At 60.1% G+C, this 21,789-nt stretch carries 24 protein-coding genes and 1 pseudogene; 6 read left to right on the forward strand and 19 right to left on the reverse strand.

Annotated features, from left to right (window positions below; translation table 11 throughout):
* Positions 1–3 precede the first annotated feature (3 nt).
* On the forward strand, positions 4–477 hold the full coding sequence (locus FHT84_RS23825) for a MarR family transcriptional regulator (RefSeq protein ID WP_183764584.1): 474 nt from the start codon (positions 4–6) through the stop codon (positions 475–477).
* Between the two features lie 41 nt (positions 478–518).
* Here FHT84_RS23825 and FHT84_RS23830 read toward each other — a convergent pair whose 3' ends face one another.
* On the reverse strand, positions 519–1,910 hold the full coding sequence (locus FHT84_RS23830; protein WP_183764582.1) for a gluconate:H+ symporter: 1,392 nt from the start codon (positions 1,908–1,910) through the stop codon (positions 519–521).
* Between the two features lie 148 nt (positions 1,911–2,058).
* On the opposite strand from FHT84_RS23830, the gene FHT84_RS23835 reads away from it, so the two are divergent.
* On the forward strand, positions 2,059–2,355 hold the full coding sequence (locus tag FHT84_RS23835; protein WP_183764579.1) for a helix-turn-helix domain-containing protein: 297 nt from the start codon (positions 2,059–2,061) through the stop codon (positions 2,353–2,355).
* 66 nt (positions 2,356–2,421) lie between these two features.
* Here FHT84_RS23835 and FHT84_RS31290 read toward each other — a convergent pair whose 3' ends face one another.
* The 3 genes from FHT84_RS31290 to FHT84_RS23845 are packed head-to-tail and all read right to left on the reverse strand — an operon-like array spanning position 2,422 to position 4,083.
* A complete protein-coding gene (locus FHT84_RS31290; RefSeq protein ID WP_183786354.1) occupies positions 2,422–2,727 on the reverse strand; it encodes a hypothetical protein in 306 nt (101 codons plus the stop codon).
* Positions 2,714–3,631 carry an NADP-dependent oxidoreductase gene (locus FHT84_RS23840; RefSeq protein ID WP_183764576.1) on the reverse strand — a complete coding sequence of 306 codons (918 nt, stop codon included), beginning with the start codon at positions 3,629–3,631 and terminating at the stop codon, positions 2,714–2,716. The genes FHT84_RS31290 and FHT84_RS23840 overlap by 14 nt, the downstream gene beginning before the upstream one ends.
* A 5-nt stretch (positions 3,632–3,636) precedes the next feature.
* Positions 3,637–4,083: an ester cyclase gene (locus tag FHT84_RS23845; protein WP_183764573.1), complete on the reverse strand. Its 447-nt coding sequence runs from the start codon at positions 4,081–4,083 to the stop codon at positions 3,637–3,639.
* Between the two features lie 89 nt (positions 4,084–4,172).
* On the opposite strand from FHT84_RS23845, the gene FHT84_RS23850 reads away from it, so the two are divergent.
* The 4 genes and pseudogenes from FHT84_RS23850 to FHT84_RS23865 form a co-directional block, all read left to right on the forward strand.
* Entirely contained in the window at positions 4,173–5,108 is a 936-nt protein-coding gene (locus FHT84_RS23850; protein ID WP_183764570.1) for a LysR family transcriptional regulator, read from the forward strand.
* 69 nt (positions 5,109–5,177) lie between these two features.
* The gene (locus tag FHT84_RS23855) at positions 5,178–5,903 is read left to right on the forward strand and encodes an SDR family oxidoreductase (protein WP_183764568.1); all 726 of its coding nucleotides are present in this window, start codon (positions 5,178–5,180) and stop codon (positions 5,901–5,903) included.
* A gap of 12 nt (positions 5,904–5,915) precedes the next feature.
* The gene (locus FHT84_RS23860) at positions 5,916–6,821 is read left to right on the forward strand and encodes an SDR family NAD(P)-dependent oxidoreductase (protein ID WP_183764565.1); all 906 of its coding nucleotides are present in this window, start codon (positions 5,916–5,918) and stop codon (positions 6,819–6,821) included.
* Between the two features lie 41 nt (positions 6,822–6,862).
* Positions 6,863–8,041: pseudogene (locus FHT84_RS23865) on the forward strand (tyramine oxidase); the annotation flags it as partial.
* Positions 8,042–8,252: 211 nt separating this feature from the next.
* Here the strand turns inward: FHT84_RS23865 and FHT84_RS23870 are convergent.
* The 15 genes from FHT84_RS23870 to FHT84_RS23940 all read right to left on the reverse strand — a co-directional run bounded on the left by FHT84_RS23870 (position 8,253) and on the right by FHT84_RS23940 (position 21,778).
* Complete coding sequence (locus FHT84_RS23870) at positions 8,253–9,245, reverse strand: dihydroxyacetone kinase subunit DhaK (RefSeq protein ID WP_183764563.1); 993 nt, start codon at positions 9,243–9,245, stop codon at positions 8,253–8,255.
* A 59-nt stretch (positions 9,246–9,304) separates the two neighbouring features.
* Positions 9,305–9,715: a hypothetical protein gene (locus tag FHT84_RS23875; RefSeq protein ID WP_112342046.1), complete on the reverse strand. Its 411-nt coding sequence runs from the start codon at positions 9,713–9,715 to the stop codon at positions 9,305–9,307.
* A gap of 1 nt (position 9,716) precedes the next feature.
* The gene (locus FHT84_RS23880) at positions 9,717–11,297 is read right to left on the reverse strand and encodes a putative PEP-binding protein (protein ID WP_183764560.1); all 1,581 of its coding nucleotides are present in this window, start codon (positions 11,295–11,297) and stop codon (positions 9,717–9,719) included.
* Complete coding sequence (locus FHT84_RS23885) at positions 11,281–11,625, reverse strand: HPr family phosphocarrier protein (protein WP_112342044.1); 345 nt, start codon at positions 11,623–11,625, stop codon at positions 11,281–11,283. Before FHT84_RS23885 ends, FHT84_RS23880 begins: the two co-directional genes overlap by 17 nt.
* Positions 11,625–12,023 carry a dihydroxyacetone kinase phosphoryl donor subunit DhaM gene (gene dhaM / locus FHT84_RS23890; RefSeq protein WP_183764557.1) on the reverse strand — a complete coding sequence of 133 codons (399 nt, stop codon included), beginning with the start codon at positions 12,021–12,023 and terminating at the stop codon, positions 11,625–11,627. Before dhaM ends, FHT84_RS23885 begins: the two co-directional genes overlap by 1 nt.
* Positions 12,020–12,634, reverse strand: a complete 615-nt coding sequence (gene dhaL, locus FHT84_RS23895) for a dihydroxyacetone kinase subunit DhaL (protein WP_183764554.1) — start codon at positions 12,632–12,634, stop codon at positions 12,020–12,022. Before dhaL ends, dhaM begins: the two co-directional genes overlap by 4 nt.
* Before the next feature lie 22 nt (positions 12,635–12,656).
* On the reverse strand, positions 12,657–14,297 hold the full coding sequence (locus FHT84_RS23900) for a dihydroxyacetone kinase subunit DhaK (protein ID WP_113248653.1): 1,641 nt from the start codon (positions 14,295–14,297) through the stop codon (positions 12,657–12,659).
* Between the two features lie 30 nt (positions 14,298–14,327).
* Positions 14,328–15,353: an ABC transporter ATP-binding protein gene (locus FHT84_RS23905; protein ID WP_112342040.1), complete on the reverse strand. Its 1,026-nt coding sequence runs from the start codon at positions 15,351–15,353 to the stop codon at positions 14,328–14,330.
* Positions 15,346–16,443 (reverse strand): ABC transporter ATP-binding protein, encoded by a 1,098-nt coding sequence (locus tag FHT84_RS23910; protein ID WP_113248654.1) that lies wholly within the window; start codon positions 16,441–16,443, stop codon positions 15,346–15,348. Before FHT84_RS23910 ends, FHT84_RS23905 begins: the two co-directional genes overlap by 8 nt.
* Positions 16,444–16,446: 3 nt before the next feature.
* On the reverse strand, positions 16,447–16,659 hold the full coding sequence (locus FHT84_RS23915; RefSeq protein WP_112342038.1) for a hypothetical protein: 213 nt from the start codon (positions 16,657–16,659) through the stop codon (positions 16,447–16,449).
* Entirely contained in the window at positions 16,656–17,609 is a 954-nt protein-coding gene (locus FHT84_RS23920; protein ID WP_112342037.1) for a carbohydrate ABC transporter permease, read from the reverse strand. Before FHT84_RS23920 ends, FHT84_RS23915 begins: the two co-directional genes overlap by 4 nt.
* The gene (locus tag FHT84_RS23925) at positions 17,606–18,574 is read right to left on the reverse strand and encodes a sugar ABC transporter permease (RefSeq protein ID WP_183764551.1); all 969 of its coding nucleotides are present in this window, start codon (positions 18,572–18,574) and stop codon (positions 17,606–17,608) included. The genes FHT84_RS23920 and FHT84_RS23925 overlap by 4 nt, the downstream gene beginning before the upstream one ends.
* Before the next feature lie 101 nt (positions 18,575–18,675).
* Positions 18,676–20,001: an ABC transporter substrate-binding protein gene (locus tag FHT84_RS23930; RefSeq protein WP_112342035.1), complete on the reverse strand. Its 1,326-nt coding sequence runs from the start codon at positions 19,999–20,001 to the stop codon at positions 18,676–18,678.
* A gap of 365 nt (positions 20,002–20,366) precedes the next feature.
* Positions 20,367–21,197 carry a DMT family transporter gene (locus FHT84_RS23935; protein ID WP_113248656.1) on the reverse strand — a complete coding sequence of 277 codons (831 nt, stop codon included), beginning with the start codon at positions 21,195–21,197 and terminating at the stop codon, positions 20,367–20,369.
* Entirely contained in the window at positions 21,194–21,778 is a 585-nt protein-coding gene (locus FHT84_RS23940) for a TetR/AcrR family transcriptional regulator (protein ID WP_183764548.1), read from the reverse strand. Before FHT84_RS23940 ends, FHT84_RS23935 begins: the two co-directional genes overlap by 4 nt.
* Between the last annotated feature and the right edge of the window lie 11 nt (positions 21,779–21,789).

Here is a 21,789-nt window from a genome sequence, read left to right on the forward strand (position 1 = left end):
TTGATGCAGAACGGAGATCAGAAGCTGCCGGGTCAGCCGGAGCGCCAGGCGAGCAAAGCTGCTGAAGCGACCTATACCCTTGCCGAGCAGATCGGCTATCTTCTGCGGCAGGCGAACCAGCGGCACGTGGCGATCTTTACCAGTCGGATGAATGAGAAGCTGACCACCACGCAGTGGGCGGCGCTGGTGAAGCTGCGCGATTTGCAGCCCTGCTCGCAGGTCAATCTCGGGCGCGAGACAGCGATGGATGTGGCGACTATTAAGGGCGTTGTCGACCGGTTGGCGAAGCGCAACCTGATCCGCACAGCGCCGGATACGACCGACGCCAGACGCCTTGTCTTGACGCTGACGGAAGAAGGCGAGGCGGCCGTCGCCCGCAATCTTCCCGTTGCGCACGATATTTCGGAAGAGACGCTCTCGACACTGTCGCCAGCCGAACGCGCCATGCTGGCCGAGCTGCTGCGCAAGATTTCCTGAAGCGGGTTAATATCGCCGCCGACATTGCCCGCCTTCTTACCTCAGGAGAGGGCAGGAGCGAAGTTCATCAGAAGAACCATCAAAAGTCCCACGACTGAAACGATCGATTGGATGACCGAGATGGTCCACGTTGCTTCGCTCATGGACATGCCAAAGGACTCCTTGACGAGCCAGAACCCTGCATGATTGGCATAATTGAAGAACAGCGATCCGCATCCGATCGATAACGCCAGTAATGGAACGTTCAGGTTTCCGGCTCCTGCAAGCGGTGCCAAAAGACCGGACGCGCCGACAATCCCAACGGTTGCCGATCCGGTCGAGACTGACAACAGCATTGAAATTATCCAACCGAGAACCAAGGGCGACAGCGAAAATTGCTGACTAAGGTGCATGATTGCATCGCCAACCTTAGCGTCGGTCAGCACGCGCTGAAATGCTCCACCACCAGCGATGATTAGCAGCACGTTCGCGATGGCTTTTACGCTTGCGGACATCGCGTTTCGAAGTTTTTCGGTGTCGCCGCCGCGGGCAAAAATCAAAACGCCGGTGGCGAACAGGACGCCGATCAGCATGGCGATTGCTGGATCGCCAACGAATCCCGTGATCACCTCGAGCGTGGATCCCTTGGGGAAAATGAGCTCTGCGACGGCGTGCAGAAGCATCAGAATGGCGGGAAGCAACGCGGTCAGTAGGCTGATCCCGATGCTCGGAGGATCATCATGGGAGGTTGTCTGGCCTGCCGCAGTGGCCGCAAATTGGTCTATTAGCGCTTCGTCGGGGTGAACTTTGAGCTTCGACGTGATGAACGCGCCATAGACCGGGCCGCCAAGCACGATAGCGGCAATCGCCGCGATAAAGCCATAAAGCATTGTCGCACCGACATTGGTATGCAGCGCAGCTATGGCGGTCAGTGGGCCGGGGTGTGGCGGCACCATACCGTGCATGGCTGCGAGCGCGGCGATGACTGGCACGCCGATATAGACGTAAGGCGACCCCACGATGCTCTTCGAGCCGTCAAGTTTCCGGGCAACGCTGAAAATCAAAGGAAGCAAGATCACGAGGCCGACTTCGAAGAACATGGGTATGCCGATAACGAACGCGGCACCCGCCATCGCCCAAGGAAGATATTTGGTCGAGGTCCGGTTTATAATTATTTCGGCAATGCTATTCGTGATCCCTGAATCAGCGAGAATCTTCCCGAGCATCGCGCCGAGGGCAACGACTATACCTACTGCTCCCAAAGTGTTACCCGCGCCGGTTTCTATCGATTTGACTACCTTTTCGCCTCGCACCCCCGTGATCAGACCAACCGCAATCGACGTTATCATAAGTGCTAGCAGCGGATGAAAACGCAGTTTCGAGACAATAAGGGCGACAAGAAAGATGACGCCTCCGATTGCGGTAAGAAGTAACTGGATGTCGGCGGAACTCATGCTCGGCTCTCAATTTGGTTGTTTTGACGCAAACGATGGTCCGAATCGATCGGGTGCCATCACCCGTGGCATTGACTCTTCTTTCGGAGCCGTCGCCCCCGTCAAGAGATCGGGCTGAAAGATTGACGGGACCGGAAGTGAGGCAGGGATGTCGCGCACCGCCTTTGCGGTGACCTTCAAGGAAAGGGTTGGCCTGTCGCCGATGCACTATCTGACTCGCTGGCGCATAATGCAGGCGGCAGACAGGCTGACCTCGACGCGTCAGTCGCTTGCTGAGATCGGGTTGGCGCTTGGTTATGAGTCCGAAAAGTCCTTCGGCACGGCCTTCGAGCGGGCGATGAATTGTCGCCCAGTGAATATGGGCGCAGGCAAGGCGAGAAACGGATTTCGGCGCTTCGCACCGCTTCCGGCCGTGGTCGTCATCTTCTTCGCCCCCTTCAGATGAAGTGCCGGATCAGTTCGCTGCAGTTCGCGGCTTTACTCAGAGGCCGGACGGGCCGCTGGAACGCCTTCAGGAGCAGAAACGAGTTGCTGCACGTGGCGCCCAGCGCCAGTCCGACATGGCGGGTGAACGGTGAACGCGCTCGTTCTTGCCATCCGGTGCCGGAAGCTGCTGCTCATACAGCTCTGTTCGAACGACTGGATTCTTGATCGTCTTAAAATCCATCTCTCTTTGCTCCGGCTGATCTTGATGAAGGGCGGTCGCCTGGATGCGACTATGGATGCAACGCCATCGCAAATGCCGCTCACGAAACGGCGTCGCCGCCCGGCTCTGTTTTAGGAAGAGCCGGGCGACCTTCAGCTCAGGCGCGGACAATGATCTTGCCGCGGGCGCGGCCCGATGCCTGCCGGGCGAAGCCCGCCGTCGCATCGTTCAGATCGATCACCCGGTCGGTCAGAACCTGCACACCGCCGGCGACCTTATCGATGACGGTGGCAAGGCGGCCAGCATCCGAGGAATGGAAGACGAAGGCTGCCGACACGCCGTGCGCCTTGGCCAGCGCCTCGTCGGGCGGCGAAACCGTGGTGGCGAGGAACCCGCCCGGGCGCAGCACGTCGAACGAACGCGCCTGGGTGTCGCCGCCGATCGTGTCGATCACCACGTCGACGTCGGAAACATGGCGGGTGAAATCCTCGGTCGTGTAGTCGATCACCTGGTCAGCGCCCAGCCGCTCGGCAATGGCGATGCCGTCACCCGAGGCGGTGGTGATAACCCGCGCCCCAGCGGCCCGGGCGAACTGGATGGCGAAGCTGCCAACGCCGCCGGCGCCGGCATGGATGAGCACGGTCTGGCCAGACTTGAGTTTGGCGACTTCGAACAGCGCCTGCCAGGCGGTGCCCGCTGCGGTGGGAACGCCGGCCGCATCTTCGAACGACACGCCTGCGGGAATGCGGACGAGCTGATCGACTGGAACGATCGCATATTCGGCGATCGCGCCACCGGCAGTCGGCGCCGTGCGGGCCACGACCCGCTCACCGATTGTGAAACCGCCATTGCCTTCACCGAAGCTCTCCACCGTGCCGGCGAGGTCGGTGCCGATCGTGTAGGAGAAGCTCAGCGGGAAGAACGCGTCCATGTAGCCCTGCTGGAGCTTGTTATCGAGCGGGTTGATGCTCGCCGACACCACCTTGACCAGCGCTTCGCCGGCCTTAGGCTTGGGAGTGTCCACCGACACGAAAGCGGGGTCGGCACCGTAGCTGTTGATCCGAAACGCCTTCATCGACCTTACTCCTGTCCGGCGCCTATTGCGCCCATTTGGTGCAGCCAGCCGAACCAGTCTTCCATGTGCCAGGTCTTGGTGATACGGCCGTTCTCGACATGATGGAATTCGTGGATCGGCAGCACGAACGCCTTGCCGGTTGGCTTGACGCCAAACCACTCGCCCTTGTGCGTGCCAGTGATCTCGGCACGAACCGCGGCCTTGCCGGCAACGCCGATGAGCTCGTGAATGGTGATACGGGCATCGGGGAAGGCAGCATTGAAGGCGCGGATCATTGGCTTCATCGCCTCACGGCCCGGGTCCTGACCGGGAGCCAGCGGGATGTCCTGCCAATCCTCGGTAACAGCGTTGTCGAGTGCATCGGGGTTGTTGGAAAAAGCGCTGTAGAGCGTTTCGATCGCCTTGCGATCCTGCTCCGACAGCGTGCTTTGGGTGGCTGCTTGCTGGGTCATGGTAAACTCCGTCTCGTTGACGTGAATTCATCTACCCGGTCTGGCTCCATCATTGAAATCGATAATCTGTATGTGGTAGTATCCGTTCTATGGATTTGAATGGCACAGACCTTAATTTGCTCGTGGCCTTCGACGCGTTGATGGCCGAGCGCAGCGTGACGCGCGCTGGCAAGCGGATCGGTCGAACTCAGCCGGCCATGAGCGCGGCTCTCGCGCGCCTACGGGCGCTGTTTCAGGACGACCTCTTCGTCCGAAGCCCGGCGGGACTGCAGCCAACCCAGCGTGCAACCGAACTGGCGGAGCCACTCTCGCGCGCCTTGGCGGAGATCGGACGAGCGCTCGACTATACGCAGACCTTCGATCCCGTCAGCTCATCGCAATCCTTCACCCTCGCACTATCGGATCACCCGGCTTTTGTTCTGCTGCCCCAGCTTGTCGATGTGCTGCGAGAGCGGGCGCCGGGGATTACGCTTCGCATCAATGCCTTTACGCACCGCGACGATGCCATCTCCCTGCTTGACGCAGGCGAAGCTGATCTGACGATCGGCGTGCCGCCCCGTCAGACGCCAGGGGGCCGCATCATCAGTTGTCCTCTGTTCGAGGAACGCTTTGTCTGCGTTCTACGACGCTCGCACCCCATGGCAAGTCGCCCTCTCGACCTACGGACTTTTCTGAGCCTGTCCCATCTGCTGATCTCACCAGAAGGCGAGCGATTTGGACAGGTCGACGCGGCGCTGGCGGCAAGCGGGCAGCGTCGCCGCATCGCCGTGTCTCTCCCGCAGATGTACGCCGCACCGTTGATGGTCGCCCGGTCGGACCTGATTGCGACCATTATGGAAGGCGTGGTCACCCGCTCCGGCTTCAGGAACGAGCTTATGCTGCTGCCTCCGCCATTATCGTTGCCTCCGGTCTCGTTCGTCATGTCTTGGCACCGTCGGAATGAGGTTCACCCGGTGCAGCGCTGGATGCGCGATCTGCTCGTCGAGCTCGCTTCCTCCATTCACCAATCAGATGTATTGATATAACAAGTATCGATTGGGAATATATCGACCGATCCCCTAACTCTGCTTTCAAGCAAGTAAGTGGAGTTCATCATGCAAGTTGCTATTGTAACTGGCGGCTCTCGCGGCATCGGCCGCGCGGCGTCCGTCGCCCTGGCGCGCCGCGGCTTCGCGGTTGTCGTCAACTATGCCCGTTCGGCCGATGATGCGGCAGTGGTCTTATCACAGATTGAGACGATCGGCGGCGAGGCCATCGCCATCAAGGCGGATGTGGCATCAGCCGAGCAGGTCAAGGCGCTGTTCGACGGCGCGCAGCAGCAGTTTGGCGGGATCGATGTCCTGGTCGCCTGCGCGGGCGTGATGACGCCTTCGCCCTTGGCGAACGTGACGGATGAAGATTTCGATCGTCATTTCACCGTCAATGTGCGTGGGACCTTCAACGCCTTTCGCGAGGCCGCCAATCGGGTACGCGATAACGGCCGCCTGATCGGTTTCTCCAGCACGACGCTGGCGCTCAACGCGCCGGGCTACAGTATTTACAATGCCACCAAAGGCGCGGTGGAAGGCATGGTGCGCGTCGTCGCCAAAGAACTGGGCGGGCGGGGCATCACCGTCAACGCCGTTGCGCCGGGTCCTGTCGAGACGGAACTGTTCCTACGCGGCAAACCGCAGGAACTGGTCGACCGCATGGCGTCGATGGCTCCCCTGAACCGGCTCGGTCAGCCCGACGACATTGCGGAAGTGGTCGCTTTCCTCGCGTCGAGGGAAGCGGGATGGGTCAACGGCCAGGTGCTTCGCGCCAATGGCGGCATCGCGTAAGAGAGTGAAATCATGGATAGGCAGATCATTCTTGTCACGGGAGCCGGTTCGGGTATCGGCAACGCCATCGCCGTGGTCCTCGCGCGCGCCGGCCATTGTGTCTATGCGAGCCTGCGGCTCGCGCGTCCTGAAGGCGAGCAGCGCGCCGCTACCATCCGGGAACTTGCAAAGCGAGACGGCCTGGACCTTCATGTGGTCGATCTCGACGTGCTGTCGGAGGCAAGTTGCCGGGCGGCGGTTGACCTGGTGCTGGTCGAACAGGGCCGCATCGACGTGGTCGTCAACAACGCCGGGATGTTGATGACGGGCATAACCGAAGCGTTCGATCCCGATCAGTTGCAGCGGATTTTCGATACTTGCGCCACGTCTTGGTTGCGCATGAACCGTGCCGCCCTTCCTGTCATGCGCCGTCAGGGATACGGCACGCTGGCCTACACCGGCAGCACGACGGCCCATCTCGCCGAACCCTTCCTCGGTCCCTATGCCGCCGCCAAGGCAGCCGGTGAGGCGATCGCCGAAGTGATGGGAATGGAAGCGCGTCCGTTCGGGATCGACACCATCATCCTCGTGCCCGGGGCCTTCACCGCCGGAACCGAGCATTTCGCGCATGCCAACCAGCCCGCTTATCCGTCGATCCAGGCTCAATACGGTGATCTGCCGGCACGCGCCGCAACGCTCGGTGCCAAGCTGGAGGCGCTCGATGCGAAGCATGGCGGATCGCTCGATGTTTCCGCGGTCGGCGAAGCATTGCGCGACGCTCTGGCGATGCCGCACAATGAACGGCCCTATCGCGTCTATGTCGATGGCCAGCATAAGGGCGTCGAGCAGGTGCTGGCCGGGCAGGAGCGGCGTCAAGCCGATCTTCTCGACCAATTCGGCTTGTCCGAACTCATGCCTAAGATCCTGACGGCAGGGTAAGCAAGCCATTCGCGCGGGCGCGCTCAATCGATATTGATGCGGGCCTGCGGATGGAGGGCAGGCTGCGACCGGTCGTGTTCCGGGCCAGTGTTACCGAAATGGTCGTGCCCTATGCCGATCCGACCGCGAACCACTATTGGAAAAGCGCCTTCGATGCCGGGGAATATGGCCTGGGCCGGTTGGCCAATAGCCTTGAGCTCGGCTGCGACTGCCTTGGCCATATTCACTATTTCGACGTACCGGCGGCAGACGATCTCGGCCAGCCCTTCACCATGAAGAACGCCATCTGCATGCATGAGGAAGATTATGGCATTCTCTGGAAGCACTATGAGTTCCGCAACGGCATTTTTGAAGTGCGCCGGTCGCGCCGTCTGGTCATTTCGTTCTTCGCGACCGTCGGCAATTACGACTACGGCTTCTACTGGTATCTTTACCAGGACGGCACGATCCAGCTCGAGGCCAAGCTCACGGGTATCATCCAGACGGCGGCGGTGGCGACCGGCGAGACCTATCCCTGGGGTGGCATGGTCGATGATAATCTCGGCGGCCCGACCCACCAGCATTTCTTCAATGCGCGCCTGCACATGGATATCGATGGCGGCGGCAATACTGTGACGGAGCATGATTTCGTGCCCCGTCCCTGGGGCGAAGACAATCCCTATGGCAATGTGTTCGACACCAGGACGCGTGTGCTGAAGCGTGAACTGGATTCACCCGCGCTCGCCAATGGTGAGACCGGTCGCTATTGGAAAGTTTCCAACCCCAATATTCAAAACAGCGTCGGCAAGGCACCGGGCTACAAGATTGTCGTCATGCCGTCGCCGGTCATGCTTGCCCAGCCGGAGTCCACCGTTGCCCAGCGCGGCGGCTTTGCCAAGAAACACATCTGGGTCACCGCCTTCGATGCCAGGGAGAAATATGCGAGCGGCGATTATCCGAACGTGCATGCCGGCGGCGACGGTCTGCCGAGCTATGTCAAGCAGAACCGCGAAATCGACAATGCGGATGTCGTGCTCTGGCATTCCTTCGGTCATACCCACGTCTGCAAGCCCGAAGATTTTCCGATCATGCCGGTGGAATATGCCGGCTTCACGCTGAAACCGAACGGTTTCTTCGCCTCCAACATAGCCATGGACCTGCCGCCGGAGGCAAACGGGCACAGTGTCGACAATCGGCTGTCGCCCGACAAAATCAAAGACAGTTCCTGCTGCCATACGTGAAGTGTAGCAGCAGACCGTCGGAAGACATGCGGGCCGTTGACTGTGGGATGGCCCGCCCTTCCGAGGTCATCGAATATCATGATCCTTCACTGAAGGAAGAGGAGTCGATCCATCACGATTTCAATTTCGAGCATCGGCATTGGCCGATCCGATTTTTCCAGAAACATGCGGGCCTTGCACACACAGGATACCTCTGCAGTCGTGTAGGCACTTAGCAGCCCCAGCGCAACGCAGCGGTTGAAACGGGCGAATCCCACAGAGAAAACTCGTCGTCGCTCAGGAAAGCGAGCGTGACGGAAAGGCCCTGCATGTCGAGCGACGTGGCATAAGTGCCGACAAGCGAGCGCTCGATCCGCAGGCCGTGCTCGACCATGAAGTTGTGAGCAATATTGTAGGCGAGATAGAGTTCGGCTGGTGGAGTGCCGCCAAGTCCGTTGACGAGCAACAGTCCTTTGTCCGTGGCTTGCCTGATGTCGTCGACGATTGCCTCGCATAGACGTCTGACGATGGCGTCGGCCTTGGCAAAGGGCTGCCTTGAATGGCCCGGCTCCCCGTGAATCCCGACGCCCATTTCTATCTCGTTCGATCCGAGCGTGAACGTCTTGCGCTGCGTGTGCGGCACGGTCACACCGGTCAGGGCAACGCCCATCGACCGAATGCGCGGCGAGAGGCTGTCGCCGATGGCTTTCAGCTGTGCGAGCGATGCACCCTGCTCAGCCGCGGCACCAAGAAGCCTTTCTGTGATAACCGTGCCGGCAACGCCGCGCCGTCCACGGCCGTCGCCGGCTCTCACCGTTTCGATGTCGTCGCAGGCAAGAACCATTTCGATGCTGTGCCGGCCGGCCGCCATCTCTGCCGCCATCTCAAAGTTCATCACGTCGCCGTCATAGTTTTTCACGACCAGCAGGCAACCGGCGCCAGTGTCCGTTTCCTCGATCGCGCTGATGATCTGGCTCGGCGTCGGAGATGTGAAAACATGCCCGACACAGGCGGCATCGAGCATTCCGCGACCGACAAAGCCGATGTGCATTGGCTCGTGGCCCGCCCCGCCGCCGGAGATGATTGCGACCTTGCCGGGAACCAAGCGGCGACGGCGTATGAATTTGCGGTCGGCGCCAAACGCAACGAATTCTTCATGGGCACGCACGAAGCCTTCGATGCTTTCAGCGACCATGGACTCCGCCGTGTTCATGAATTTCTTCATCGAGCCCCTCCCAAGGCGATGATCATCTCAGTCTCTTTGCCCCATGCGCAATCCCCTGTTCACTCGGGCGGTCCGGAAAGCGCGGCGATCTTCAGCACCAGATCTGCGATTGCCTCCTCCAGCAGCCGATTGCGTCGCTCGTCGCCGAAATCAGGGACCATCAGCGAAAGATGCCGCAGCTTTTCCGAGGCGCTAAGCTCCGGCAGTTTGCCAGGATGGGCGGCCTGGTAAGCGTGCAGAAAACGCTCCTGTTCGGCGCCGCTGAAATGGCATACCCGGAAAATCGTCGCGAGATGCCGGGCAGGAAGTGGTGTCGCGTAGGCCGGACTTGTGATCTGCGTGACGAAGCTTCGATGTTTTCCCAGTTCCGTGGCCAGCCGCTGGCGTGTTCCGGATGGTCGGTTGTCGATGATTTGCGCCAGAATGGACTTGTAGGCGATAATGGCGTCTTCGGTATCTTCGCGCGCCATCTTATTCTCCGGCTGCCTTTGTCCCATCGGCATTCAGACCGACGATTGCCGATCTTATCGCGGGAAGTCGAGTGGGCGCCACGGAAAAATGATATATGCCTGCGGCAAGAAGATCTGCAGTGCGGGATGGATCGCCGGCCATGTCGCCGCAGATGCTGACTGGTTTGGCCCTGGCAAGCTTCACGGCCTGCGACAGCAGGCGCAGCACCGCCGGCACGGCGCGGTCTTGATAGACAGCGAAGTCGGCATCCTCGCGTGCCGAAGCGACGAGGTATTGCGCAAGGTCGTTCGTACCGAACGAAAAGAAGTCTGCGCTTTCGAACCGGTCGAGCATGAGCGCCGCAGCCGGAACCTCCACCATCATCCCGATCGGCGGGATCCTGTGCGGCACGCCCCTGCGCGCGAGCTCAGTGGATTCTTCGCGAAAGATTTGTCTGATATCGTCAACGTCAGACGGAAAAGTCACCATCGGCAGCATGACGCGTAAATTGCCGAAGACGGCTGCGCGCAGGAGCGCGCGGGCTTGAACGCTCGCAATTTCCGGCCGGGCAAGGAGAAGGCGGACGCCTCGCAACGAAGACGCTTCGGTGAGGCCGGCGAGCGGCTTGTCGCCGCCGATATCCAACATGCGGATCGTTACCGCTCGGCCATCCGCCCAATCGAGGAGCCGGCGGTAGATCGCGAATTGTTTTTCTTCGTTTGCAGCGTCACCAAGTGACGTCACTGTGAATTCCGAGCGCATCAACCCGATGCCGGCAGTTGTAGCGGCAAGGATCGAGTCGACTTCATCGGGAGCGTTGACGTTGACGGACAATAGTACCTGCGAACCGTCTGCCGTGCGCAGACTGCCATTGTCGGTTGGCGATGGCGTGCTCGTCACGGGATGGTTGACTTGAGCCGGCGTTGCGTTTTCCTGAGCTGCCTGAAGCACGACGACACCTGAATCACCATCAACCCCGATATGCTGTCCCCCTTCTGTCGTGAATTGGCCGGCGCCGATTACCATCGGGATAGACCGGGATCTGGCAAGCAGGGCGACATGGCCGACGGCGCTGCCGGCATAAAGAGCGATGCCGCCACCTGCCGACCAGTCGTGGGCGAGAAAGCGGCTGGGTTCCATGTCCCTTCCGACATAAATGGATCCGGCTGGAAAGTCGTCGAGCTGCGTTCCCGTTAGGACCGACAGGACGCGGTTCTTGATGTCGACGATGTCGACGGCGCGCGCCCGCATTTGTTCCTCTTCCGAGCATTCCAGTTCACGGATGTATCCGTCGAGTGTCCCGACCCATGCGAATGCGACGTTCTCGCCCGCATCGATCCGCGCACCGGCCATCTCCGTCAACGTCGGGTCCTGAAGGACCTCGACCTGAAACTCGATGATATCGCTGCTCTGGGGATCTGTTCCGGCAGCAAGGTTCTGCAGCTCGCGGATAGCCGTCTTGATCGCATCGCCGAGTTCAGCATGTCCGGAAAGGCTTGACGGCGGCGACGCTGCGGCGGCCAGCGGCTCAGCGATATAGGCTGGCCCGGTGGCAACGCCTGGCGAAGCGCTGGTGGCTTTCAATCTAAACGGTGCGGCCATGCCTCTTTTCCTCATCGAAGTTGCGTTCGACGAGCTCCTTCAATGCACGGATCGCTTCTTCAGCGAGGATTCCATCGGCGCGGATCTTGAGGAGCGAACCCTTGCGGATCCTTGCACCCATGATCTTGATGATGCTCTTGCCGTTCAGCCAGATGTCGCTGCCATTGACCGCGACTTCGATCGAGCAAGGGAACGATTTTGCCAGGCGCGTGAATGTGACTGAAGGCCGAGCGTGCAATCCCACACCATGCTTCACCTCGACCTCAGTCTGACAACTGGTCTGCACCTGCCCGGCCTCCCGGCTTCCTATGCGCAATCCGCCACTCATCAAGCCGAAAGCTCCTCTGCCGTTGCAACCACCCTGCTGAGCGGCGCGCCACCGGAGGCCTCGGCCGCTGCGATGACAGCCCCCTCCACAACGGGGGCATTGCAGATCGATACCTTTTCCGATCGTGGCAGACCGAGCATCTCGATAGCCATCTCGCTGTTCGTCTCGGCCCCACCCAGGTCGACGAAGACGGCGACGCCCGCTTCCGACCAGGCTTCCTCGATGGCCTTGAGAATGCCGGCGGCATCCGTACCGAGCTCGCCATCACGGTTGCCGCCGGACCAGGCAAGCGGCACGCTATCGCCGACCATCTGCCGCACCATGTCGGCGGTCCCGCGCGCGACAAGCGGCGAGTGGGAAACGATCACAATCCCAACGTTAGGTGTCTTCCCATTCATGCCGGACGGTACTCCTCAAGGTAACGGCAGATCGCCACGGTCAGAAGCGCACAACTCGAAGCACCCGGATCGACATGGCCGATTGACCTGTCTCCAAGATAGGAGGCGCGCCCGCGCATGGCCTTCATTGCAGCAGTCAGTTCGGCGGAAAGTGCGGCCTGCCGCGCAATATCCGTCAAAGGCACGCGGCGTGCGAGTGCATCCTGGACCGGATAGAGGACATCGAGAAGGGTCTTGTCCCCAGCATGCGAGCGCCCGCGACGCGCGACTGCGTCAATCGCCTGCTTCAGTGCCGAGGGGAAATCCTGTTTGTCGTCGAGTGCGCGGAGCTCGCGGCCTATCTCCATCAGCAGCGTTCCGTAAAGAGGACCTGCCGCTCCTCCTATGTTCATTACGAGCGTCAGGCCAATTTTTTCAAGCGCGTCCGGCAAGGGAAGACGCGATACGGAGGCTTCTTCCGCGCTCACCGCCTCGCAGCCGCGCCGCATGTTCGTCCCGTGATCGCCATCACCGATCGCACGATCGAGCCCGCAGAGATGGTCGCTGTTTGCCGCGATCGTCGCGCGGCAAGCTTCGATCAATCCCATGAGAACAGCCGGTTCTGCCTGCACCCAATATCCTCCCTGCGCGCGCTCATGCCAGCGATGCCACCATTTCGAATACACCTGCCACCGCTACAGCACCTGGATCAGGCACTCCCTCCAGATCCTTCTCGCCGACATAGGAAGCCCGTCCGGCTTTTGCCTTCCGCATCGCCTTTGTCGCCTCCGCACCTGCTGCGGCTGCCCTTGCCGCGGCCGCGAGATCTCCCGATGTCAGAGCGGCCAAAGCCGGAGCCAGCGCGTCGACCATTGTGCGATCGCCGACGCCAGCTCCTCCATAGAACGTCATCCGATTTAGTCCCGCAAGCAGGGCAGCAGCGATATCTTTTTTTTCGGCCATAGCCTTGGATGCGGCGGTGAAGAAGATCGATAGCAGCACGCCGCTGGAGCCGCCCATGCTCGTGCTCAGGATCTCGCCGATCGAGGCCATCGTGGCGGCGGGATCCTTCAGCGGCAGCTTGTCCATGCGGGAAAGAATGCTGCGGGCACCCTGCGCGACCGTAGAGCCGGTATCACCGTCACCGACGCGGCCATCCAGGCGATTGAGCTCTTCCTCGAGGGAAATCAGATGTTCGCAAAGCGTCGTCAGGAGAAGACGGCTCTGCCTGTCATCGCTGGCCACCCTCGCTTCGTTCTGCGCAAGCGCCCTTTGAGGGGCAGGAATGATAGCGATCTCATGCCGTTCGGTCGCGGGCGGCCAGGCGTGCGGAGCGACGGCGGCCTTCAGGGCGGCTTCACGGGTAGCGTCCAGCCGGATCAGCGACAGCGAAAAGCCATTCATGTTGAGCGCGGTCATCATTGGCGCGGGCCCGATGATAAGCCGCACGCAGCGCCTTAGGGGAGACGACAATACGGCATTGGCTATCACGCCCATCTCAAGCGGCGGCACGGCGCCGAGGTTGTTGACCAGCAATGCATGATTCTGCGAACTGTCCAGCTCGGCGGCCAGCCGCTCGGCCATCGTGGCGACAAGGTCGGCAACCGGCTGCAGGGCGATGCGCTCGACCCCTGGCTCGCCGTGGATTCCGAGGCCGAGTTCTCCCTCGTTAGCGCCAAGCCGGTCCTCATGCGTCTGACCCGGTGCACTGCAGGTCGACAGGGACATGCCAAGCGAGACGATGTCGCCCGCTGCGGCGGTTGCCTGCTCCGCCACCGTTTTGAGATCAGCGCCCGCCTCGGCGTGGTAGCCTGCGATCTTGTGCACGAACAGCGTACCGGCAACGCCACGCGGCTGGTTGATGCCAGGGATTGCAATATCGTCGGCGACAATCACCATCTCGACGTCGAAGCCTTCGGCACGCGCCTTCTCGGCGGCAAGGCCGAAGTTCAGGCGGTCACCTGTGTAGTTTTTGACGATGAGCAGCGCACCCTTTGGACCCGTTACGGCACGGATTGCAGTCAGCACCGCATCGACACTCGGCGAGGCAAAGATTTCGCCCGATACCGCTGCTGTGAGCATGCCCCTGCCGACGAAGCCTGCATGCGAGGGCTCGTGCCCGGCGCCGCCGCCGGAGATGATAGCAACCCTGGATCTATCCCAGTCCGCGCGGAGAATCACCTTGATCTCGGGAAAGGTGTCCAGACGGGCCAGACGGGCAGGGTCGCTCGTCAAGAGCAAGCCATCCAGGGCTTCGGTGACGATGGTTTCCCGGCGATTGAAGAAATGTTTCATGGAGTGAGATCCGTCGTTTATGCCACTATGTCAGTTTCGTTCTGCTGTCCATCCAAGCCGCTGGCCGCTGGCATCGAAATAGAGCGGATCGCGCAGCGACAGGCTAATTCGATCACCCGGCCGGATCGCAAGATATGGATCGGCAAGCGTGACGAGCTTGTGGTCGCCCACCCTGATATGCAGGTGGTTCTGATCGCCCAGATGCTCGATCCAGTCTATTTCGGCATTGGCGTTCTGATCGGGGATGATATCGAGATGCTCGGTTCGCGCGCCGATCGTCTTGGTTCCAGGCGGAGGATTGGCGCCACCGAGAAGACCAGGTGGCAAGAGGTTGATGTGCGGTTGGCCGAGACGTGCCGCGACATGAAGACTGGCCGGATTGCCATAAATTTCACGCGGCGTTCCGACCTGCAGCAGCCGTCCTTGTGCAACGATGCCGATCCGATCCGCCATCGTCATGGCTTCGACCTGGTCATGGGTTACATAGAGGAGGGTCGAGCCAAGCTCTTTCTGGATGCGCTTCAGTTCCAGACGAAGCTCCGCACGCAGCTTTGCGTCGAGCGAAGAAAGCGGCTCGTCCATGAGATAGATCGCGGGACGACGCACCAGCGCCCTTCCGATCGCAACACGCTGCATTTCGCCACCCGACAGACGGGTCGCACGATTCTCGAGCTTGTGGTCGATCCTGACCATGCGCGCAATTTCCCGGACCCGGCGGTCGACCTCTTCGCTTGAAAGCTTGCGCGCCGGCGCTCGCAGCGGAAAGGCGAGATTGTCGTAGACCGTCATGTGCGGATAGAGCGAATATTGCTGGAAGACGAACGCGACGTCCCTGTCGGCGGGAGCTTCGCCCGCGACGTTGCGGCCGCCGATTTCGATGCGTCCGCTGTCAGGGCGCTCCAGGCCGGCAATAAGGCGCAGGGTGGTCGTCTTCCCGGCGCCCGTTGGCCCAAGCAGAACGACGAATTCACCGTCACGGATCGAGAGGTCCAAATCAACCAGAGCCTGTGTATCGCCGAAACGCTTGTTAAGATCCTTGAGAACAACGTCAGCCATGTTCAACCTCCGAGTAGAGTGCCGAAGCAACTGCGCGGCCCGATTTGCAGTCGAACAGCGCGAGCTTGGCCGGGTTGAACTCAAGACCAACCGTCTCGCCGATGCGAAAGTTGCGGTTCGCAGGAACGCGCGCTTTGATGACGCCGCTCGATGTCTCGATTGCCACGACCTGATTGGTTCCGAGATATTCGCTGCCGTAGACCGCTCCGCGCAAAGGAGAGGCATCGCTGAAGCGAATATGTTCCGGCCTGACGCCCAGCGCCAATTCGGCTTCGGCCAAGTCCTGGTACACTTCGGGAATGCTGACATCGACGCCGTTAACCGAGACCGATCTCGCCCCGCTATGAAGGCCGGAGGTGAAGCGCATAAAATTCATCGGCGGCGATCCGATGAAGTCAGCGACATACATCGTGGCTGGCTTGCTGTAGATTTCCTGGGGCGTGCCGAATTGCTCGATGACACCATGGTTCATGACCGCGATCTTGTCGGCCATTGCCATGGCTTCGTGCTGATCATGCGTTACGTAGACCGTCGTTGCATGGATGCGGTTATGGAGTTCACGCAGCTCATGGACCATCACTTCGCGGAATTCCGCGTCGAGCGTGCCAAGCGGTTCATCCATCAGGAAGCACTTCGGACGGCGTACGATCGCACGACCGAGAGCCACGCGCTGCCGATCGCCGCCGGCAAGTCCGGAGACGGAGCGGTTCAGGATATGATCGATCTGCAGCAGCCGCGCGGTTTCCTCGACGCGCTTTCGGATCTCGGCCTTCGGCATGCCCTGCGAAAGCAGCGGAAAGCCGATATTCTTGCGCACGTTCATATGCGGATAGAGCGCAAAAAGCTGGAAGACGAAGGCAATATCGCGGGCGCTGGCACGATTGAAAGTGACGTCCTCGCCATCAAGGTAGATCTTGCCGCTGGTCGGCAGTTCAAGTCCGGCGATCATGCGAAGCGTCGTCGTCTTGCCACAGCCGGACGGGCCGAGCAGTGCCAGGAATTCTCCGTCGTGGATGGTGAAGCTTGAATCCTGGACCGCGACGAAGCCGCCGAATTGCTTACGCAGATTTTCTATTCTGATCTCTGCCATGGCTCACTCCGGAAACTTCGAGACGATGATGAACATGGCCGTGCCGGCAAGCAGGGTCACCAGCGAGTAACTGTAAAGTACCAGCAGGAATGGCTGGAATAGCATGAGGAAGCCGATCGCGATCAGCGTGGTCGCGATGTTCTCCATCGGGCCGCGGCGCAGAAAGAGGGGACGCTTCCGCCTGGATGGCGGCGGTGTTTCGATGAGATGCGTCATTTGCGGACCGCTCCAAAGGTGATGCCACGCAAGAGCTGCTTGCGCAGGAGAATCGTGAAGAGGAGGATCGGGATCAGGAAGATCGTCGTTCCTGCCGCGACAGCAGGCCAGTCCTGGCCACCTTCGCCGATGATGGTCGGAATGAATGGCGGTGCCGTCTGGGCCTCGCCCGAGGTCAACAATGCCGCGAAGGCATATTCATTCCAGGCAAAGATCAGGCAGAAGATCGCCGTGGCGGCAATGCCTGTGGTTGCCTGCGGCAAGACGACTTTCCAGAAGGCCTGCAGGCGAGTGTAGCCGTCGATCATTGCGGCTTCCTCATATTCCCGTGGGATCTCGTCGATGAAACCCTTGAGCAGCCAGACCGCGAGCGAGACGTTGACCGCGGTATAAAGCAGGATCATGCCGACTGCCGTGTCGGAAAGACCGAGCTCGCGGTACATCAGATAAATTGGAATTGCGACCGCGATAGGCGGCATCATGCGCGTTGACAGGATGAAGAACAGAAGGTCGTCGGCAAGCGGAACCCTGAAGCGCGAGAAGCCGTAGGCGGCCAACGTTCCCAGCGAAACGGCGAGGAACGTCGAGCCGAAGGCAATCACCAGCGAATTGCCAAAGCGCGGCAGAAAATTCGAGGGCCCTGCAATCACCATGTTCCGCTTGCGGGTGACCTCGTCGCAGGTGCCGGTTGGTGCGGGCAGCGCGGAGATATATTCCGGCGTTTGGCGCGTTCTCGTCGTCAGGAGGTTGCAATAACCCTCCAGCGTCGGAGAGAAGACGATCTTTGGCGGATAGCTGATGGAATCAGGCGGTGATTTGATGCTGGTCAGAAAGATCCAGACCAGGGGTATCATGGTGATCAGGGCATAGAGGATCACGATGGCGCCGGCGATGCGCTTACTGGTCGGGCTCGGCTCGACGACCGAATGGGCTGAGGTGACAGAACTCATCGCTGCTTCACCTTGTTCAGTGCCTTGACGTAAATGTTGGCGAGGCCGAAAACGGCGACGAAGAGGACGATGGCGAAAGCCGATGCCCTTCCCGTCGCCCAGCTCTCGAAGGCGGCGCGTTTCAATGTGATGGAGGCAACCTCCGTCGTCGAACCCGGACCGCCTCCCGTCAACAGCGTGACCATGTCGAACATCTTGAAATTTTCGATGCCGCGGAAAAGCACGGCAAGCATGATGAAGGGCAGCGCCATCGGCACGGTGATCGACCAGAATTGCCGCCACGCGGAGGCGCGGTCGACCTCGGCAGCCTCGTAGATGTAGTCGGGGATGGAACGCAGGCCTGCCAAGCAGATCAGCATGACGTAAGGCGTCCACATCCAGGTATCGACGATGATGATTGCCCAGGGAGCAAGCGAGACGCTACCGAGCATCTGGATATTGGCCGTCGGGATGCCGGTGACGAGGGAAACGGCGTAGGCGAAGAGACCGATCTGCGGTTCATAGAGGAAGCGCCAGAAATTGCCGACGACGGCCGGAGACAGCATCATCGGGATCAGGATCAGCGTCGTCCAGAACGCGTGACCACGAAACTTGCGGTCGATGAGATAAGCGAGCGTAAAGCCGATCACCGTCTGCAGTAGGATCGTCCAGAACACGAAGTGCGCTGTCGTCTGCATAGCCTGCCAGATATCAGGATCGGTCAGGACGCGCTCGTAATTGCTCAATCCGACATTCTGGACCGGCGCATTGGGACGGTTGGCGCGATAATTCGTGAATGAGAGATAGATTGCCCAGATGAGCGGGAAGATGTTGATGGCAAGAAGAAGGATGATGGTTGGGGCGATAAACACCCAGGCAATCGCTCGATCGGATAGGCCGCGGACACGGCGAGCGACCGATGTGGGCGTCGCCCTTGCCGTTGCGTCCGCTGCCTTTTCGACCATGGAGGAAGAGGAAATATTCAAGGTATCACCTGGTCCTTGCGTAAGTGAGACACGTGACGGCCCGGCAGTCTTGGCGATCCGGGCCGCCATTCGGGTAAGGATGCTGTGCGTCCAGGCGGACACTAGATCTTGCCGTCGTCCTTGAAGACCTCGCTCCAATCCTTCACGAGGCCATCGAGCGCCTCTTTAGCGGTGCCGTTGCCGGCCACGACATAGTTATGGACACGCTTCTGCATGTCCTGGAGAAGGGTTGCGTAGCTCGGCTCGGCCCAGAAATCCTTCACGATTGCCATCGAGTCGAGGAACGCCTGGGCATAGGGCTGGCTGGACGCGAAGTCCGGGGCGTTCACGACCGATTTCAGACAGGAGTAGCCGCCGAGTTTCCACCATTTGGCCTGGACGTCAGGCTGGGCGAACCACTTGATGTATTGCAGAGCGGCGTCCCTCTTGTTGGAATAGGAGACAACCGAGATGCCCTGTCCGCCAAGCTGTGCGAAATGCTTCTTTTCAGCTGGATTGGGGAAGAAACCGATCCTGTCGCCGCCGACCTTTTCGTCCTTGTAGAGACCCGGCCAGGTGAAGGCGAAGTTCATCTGCATCGCGACTTGGCCGGATTTGAAGGCATCGGCGGACTCCACCATATAAACGTTGGAGCTGCCGGGCGGCGTGCAGCAATCATAGAGCGACTTGTAAAATTCCAGGCCTTTTACCGCATCCGGAGAATTCACGAAGCCATTCATTTCATAGGGTTTGTCCGGGTTGTCGTATTGGAAGCCCCAGTCATAGAGCACGTTGGTCACGCCCATCGTGATGCCTTCAGAGCCGCGCTCGGTGTAGATCGAAGCGCCGTAGACGGTCTTGCCGTCGATCTGACGCTTTTGGAAGAATTCGGCGATCTGCTTCAGCTCATCGTAAGTCTTCGGGGCTGCGAGATCCCGACCATACTTCTCCTTGAATTCCTTCTGCAGTTCCGGCCGCTCGAACCAGTCTTTGCGGTAAGTCCAGCCAACCACGTCCCCCATGGCAGGCAACGCCCAGTAGTTCGGGGTGTTCTTCGGCCATTCCGAGTAACCGACGACCGTCGCCGGCACGAAGTCATCCATCTTGATGCCTTCCTTGTCGAAGAAGTCGTTGAGTTTGACGTAGTGGCCGTTTTCCGCCGATCCGCCGATCCACTGGCTGTCGCCGATGATCAGATCGCAGAGCTTTCCATGCGAATTCAATTCGTTGAGGAAACGATCCGCATAGCTCGTCCATGGGACAAACTCGAATTTCATTTCCGTTCCGGTCTTGGCGGTGAAGTCTTTCGACAGCTCGACGAGTGCGTTTGCAGGATCCCAGGCGGCCCAGCACAGCGTCAATTGATCGGCTTTTGCAATATTGGGCAGCGCCAGCGACATGGCAAACGCCGAGCCCAGCCCGAGAAGGGCTTTCAATGTCTTCTGCATGAGTTCCTCCCAGAACCAAAGGCCGGCTCCCCGCCGACCACGCAAGTCCACCAATGTCAGAGAATGCCTACATGAATTCCTCAATCCTCATGTTTAGCAATATGTTTAGTGAAATACATTTTTATAAACATTGCAAGTGGCAATCGTTGCTGTCTCGCACATATGGAAAGGACAGTTCGCGAAGTTACGGCAACTAACGATTTCGGTGGCCGGGGAGGGGCATTTCTGCAGGGCAGCAACGGCAAGTGCTGAGGAGGACCTGTCCGACAGCGTAGCGCCCAAACAGGATAACTCGAAGAGCCGGTTCGCCACTCCCAAATCCAATCGGTATTTTTGGACGGTGTGGGGGAATCTCGCGACGGGATTCAACGCCCAAGCAGGATTGCGCCGGCAGCAACAATGATGCAGGCGAGAGTACGCCGAGCGGTCAGGGCTTCACCGAGAAACATCCAGCCAATCAGAACAGCAAATACAACACTCGTTTCCCGCAGCGCCGTGATTGGGCCGGCCGGCCCGAGGCCAAAGGCCGCAACCACGACGCCATAGGCGACCATCGCGACCAGCCCGCCCCCAAGCGCCTTCCATGTGTCGGCTGCACGAAAATCGACCACGAGCCGCCGACGCAGGAAGATAAACGCCATCGGCAGAAATGCTCCATAGAGGACAAGCACCCAAGCCGTGTAGGCCCCGCTTCGTCCGGTTTGCCGCACTCCGATGGAATCGACGGTCGCATAGGCGGCGATGATCGCACCCGTCGCCAGCGCGAATAAAATGGACGAGGTAGAGGCTCGCCCTTTCCCTAGCGCCAAGCTCATAATTCCCGCGGCCACAAGGACGACGCCGGCAATCTGGTAGAGATTGAGCTCGTCGCCAGTGATGATGAAGCCGCCTGATGTCACCAGCAATGGCACGGTTCCTCGCACGATCGGATAGACCTGTCCCAACTCGCCGTTACGATAGGCCGCAACGAGGAAAACGCTGTATCCAACCTGAAGAACCGCCGAAAGAACGATGTAAAGCCAGGCGCCCGGCGCCGGTATAGGGTAGATGAATAGGAACGGGAGCGCGAAAATCGTGCTTGCGAAGCTCATGACCGTCACGGTCCACAGCCGATCGCCGCCGTTGCGCAAGAAGGCGTTCCATGCCGCGTGCAGGATCGCGGCGAACAGGGCAAGGCCGATGACAACCGCGCTCATTGAGCCAGTCCCGCTGACGTTAGAACATCGGCCGCAGCCCTTCGGGCGCTGACGATCGCGGCGTTGCCTTGCCCCATATGGGCGAGCACCGTTGCACCTTCGATCAGCATGAACAGCGTTGTTGCAACGTGCTCGGCGCGATCAGGCGGTAGAGATTGCGCCAGAATGTCTCGGAGCCGCTGTCGCAGATCGTGCTTTTGTCGCGTGACCGCTTCGAACACGACATGGGCTGGCTCCCCGAACTCGGCAAGGGCGTGCTGGAACAGACAACCGTGAAAATCGGAACTATCGAACCAGCGTTCGTGCCAGTCAAAAATCGCCGTGATCTTTTCGTGCGGCGTCATCGCCGCTTCCGACAGCCGGTCGAGCTGCCGCTTGAACCGTTCCGCGCGCCAGTCCAGAACCTCGACGATCAGCCCGTCCTTGCTCGGAAAGTGCCGATACATGGTCATCTTGGCGACCTCGGCCTCGGCGATGATCTTGTCTATGCCGGTGGCATGGAAGCCGTCGCGTTTGAAAAGGCGGTGGGCGGTTTCAACGATGTGTTGGCGCTTTTCGGCAGCGTCGGCGCGGAGCGGCATGGCGAAGCTCT

It is taken from the genome of Rhizobium sp. BK289 (assembly GCF_014193575.1).
GTDB classification, from domain to species: domain Bacteria; phylum Pseudomonadota; class Alphaproteobacteria; order Rhizobiales; family Rhizobiaceae; genus Rhizobium; species Rhizobium tropici_C.

Excerpts from the sequence above, each read along its gene's own strand:
- FHT84_RS23880 (WP_183764560.1), bottom strand. The coding sequence starts at position 11,297 with ATGGCCGCACCGTTTAGATTGAAAGCCACCAGCGCTTCGCCAGGCGTT.
- FHT84_RS23830 (WP_183764582.1), bottom strand. The coding sequence starts at position 1,910 with ATGAGTTCCGCCGACATCCAGTTACTTCTTACCGCAATCGGAGGCGTC.
- dhaM (WP_183764557.1), bottom strand. The coding sequence starts at position 12,023 with ATGAATGGGAAGACACCTAACGTTGGGATTGTGATCGTTTCCCACTCG.
- FHT84_RS23930 (WP_112342035.1), bottom strand. The coding sequence starts at position 20,001 with ATGCAGAAGACATTGAAAGCCCTTCTCGGGCTGGGCTCGGCGTTTGCC.
- FHT84_RS23855 (WP_183764568.1), top strand. The coding sequence starts at position 5,178 with ATGCAAGTTGCTATTGTAACTGGCGGCTCTCGCGGCATCGGCCGCGCG.
- FHT84_RS23905 (WP_112342040.1), bottom strand. The coding sequence starts at position 15,353 with ATGGCTGACGTTGTTCTCAAGGATCTTAACAAGCGTTTCGGCGATACA.
- FHT84_RS23940 (WP_183764548.1), bottom strand. The coding sequence starts at position 21,778 with ATGCCGCTCCGCGCCGACGCTGCCGAAAAGCGCCAACACATCGTTGAA.
- FHT84_RS23885 (WP_112342044.1), bottom strand. The coding sequence starts at position 11,625 with ATGAGTGGCGGATTGCGCATAGGAAGCCGGGAGGCCGGGCAGGTGCAG.
- FHT84_RS23860 (WP_183764565.1), top strand. The coding sequence starts at position 5,916 with ATGGATAGGCAGATCATTCTTGTCACGGGAGCCGGTTCGGGTATCGGC.
- FHT84_RS23915 (WP_112342038.1), bottom strand. The coding sequence starts at position 16,659 with ATGACGCATCTCATCGAAACACCGCCGCCATCCAGGCGGAAGCGTCCC.
- FHT84_RS23825 (WP_183764584.1), top strand. The coding sequence starts at position 4 with ATGCAGAACGGAGATCAGAAGCTGCCGGGTCAGCCGGAGCGCCAGGCG.
- FHT84_RS23875 (WP_112342046.1), bottom strand. The coding sequence starts at position 9,715 with ATGGCGCGCGAAGATACCGAAGACGCCATTATCGCCTACAAGTCCATT.
- FHT84_RS23835 (WP_183764579.1), top strand. The coding sequence starts at position 2,059 with ATGTCGCGCACCGCCTTTGCGGTGACCTTCAAGGAAAGGGTTGGCCTG.
- FHT84_RS23920 (WP_112342037.1), bottom strand. The coding sequence starts at position 17,609 with ATGAGTTCTGTCACCTCAGCCCATTCGGTCGTCGAGCCGAGCCCGACC.
- FHT84_RS23935 (WP_113248656.1), bottom strand. The coding sequence starts at position 21,197 with ATGAGCGCGGTTGTCATCGGCCTTGCCCTGTTCGCCGCGATCCTGCAC.
- FHT84_RS23900 (WP_113248653.1), bottom strand. The coding sequence starts at position 14,297 with ATGAAACATTTCTTCAATCGCCGGGAAACCATCGTCACCGAAGCCCTG.
- FHT84_RS23840 (WP_183764576.1), bottom strand. The coding sequence starts at position 3,631 with ATGAAGGCGTTTCGGATCAACAGCTACGGTGCCGACCCCGCTTTCGTG.
- FHT84_RS23850 (WP_183764570.1), top strand. The coding sequence starts at position 4,173 with ATGGATTTGAATGGCACAGACCTTAATTTGCTCGTGGCCTTCGACGCG.
- FHT84_RS23910 (WP_113248654.1), bottom strand. The coding sequence starts at position 16,443 with ATGGCAGAGATCAGAATAGAAAATCTGCGTAAGCAATTCGGCGGCTTC.
- FHT84_RS23870 (WP_183764563.1), bottom strand. The coding sequence starts at position 9,245 with ATGAAGAAATTCATGAACACGGCGGAGTCCATGGTCGCTGAAAGCATC.
- FHT84_RS23845 (WP_183764573.1), bottom strand. The coding sequence starts at position 4,083 with ATGACCCAGCAAGCAGCCACCCAAAGCACGCTGTCGGAGCAGGATCGC.